General features: G+C 66.8%; 1 protein-coding gene. It reads left to right on the top strand.

Features of this window, described 5'->3' with window-relative positions:
* Positions 1-88 precede the first annotated feature (88 nt).
* A partial coding sequence (locus tag IE209_RS33605; RefSeq protein ID WP_189691196.1) for an IS4 family transposase occupies positions 89-1,125 on the top strand: 1,037 nt, incomplete at its 3' end.

The raw sequence follows: 1,125 nt of genomic DNA, 5'->3' as shown, positions 1-1,125 counted from the left end.
ACGTGTTCAACACGTTCCCTTTTTTGTTTTGGCCGCTCTGCTGCAAACGACTCTGAACGAAACCCTGGCCGATCTGCCTGCTGGCACGATGGCCGAACTGGGCGCGCTGATCGATCCGTCGTGGATCGAGCAGGCACTGCAGGCGACGGGCAAGGCGTCCATCCGGCGGCGCAAGCTGCCCGCCGAGCATGCCGTGTGGCTGGTGATCGGGCTGGCCTTGTTTCGCCAGATGCCGATGTGGCAAGTCGTGCAGGAGATGGCGCTGACCTTTGACGGGCAGGAGTTGCCCGCGCCCAGCGCCAGCGTGCAGGCGCGTCAGCGCCTGGGCGCCGAGCCGCTGGAACACCTGTTCGGCCTGCTCACCGAAGCCTGGGGGCGAGCCCACCCGGTGCACCAGGGCACTTTGCGCGTGCTGGCGGTCGACGGCGTGGTCTGGTCGGCTCCAGACAGCACAGACAACCGCCAAGTGCTGGGCAGTGGCCAGACGCAATACGGTCCGCAGCCCTGGCCCATGGTGCGTGCCGTGTGCCTGCTGGACACCGACAGCCACGAGCTGCTGGACGCCAGCTTGGGCGACTACCACTGCGGGGAGCTGACGCTGGCCGCTGGCCTGCGCGGTCTGGACCACTCGATCACGCTGTTTGACCGGGCCTACTTCTCTGCGGCCTTCCTGCTGGACTGGCAGAGCGCGGGGAGCGAGCGCCACTGGCTCATGCGTGCGCGCGACAACCTGCGCCATGAGGTGGTGCAAAGGCTGGGTGAGCACGACTGGCTGATCCGCATGCCTGTCTCGCCGCAAGCCCGCAAGCTGCGCCCCGAGCTGCCCAGCCACTGGCAGGCCCGGCTGATCCAGACGAACGTGGATGGCAAGCTGCGGCGCTTCATCACCTCCATGCTCGATCCCCAGCGGTTTGCCGCGCCTGAACTGGCGCAGCTGTACTGCCAGCGCTGGGAGATCGAGCTGGGGTTTCGAGAGATCAAGCAGTCACTACAGCATGGCTACAGCGTGCTGCGCAGCAGGCAGCCTGAACTGGTGATGCAGGAGGTGTGGGGCGTGCTGATCGCCCACACGCTGCTGCGCCGCTGCATGCGCCTGATGGCCCAGCACGTCCAGGTCGAGCCCGT

This window comes from Pseudorhodoferax aquiterrae (assembly GCF_014652235.1).
GTDB classification, from domain to species: Bacteria; Pseudomonadota; Gammaproteobacteria; order Burkholderiales; family Burkholderiaceae_C; genus Pseudorhodoferax; species Pseudorhodoferax aquiterrae.
Note: the sequence above shows the minus strand (reverse complement) of the source record. Positions and strands in the feature narration are given on the sequence as shown.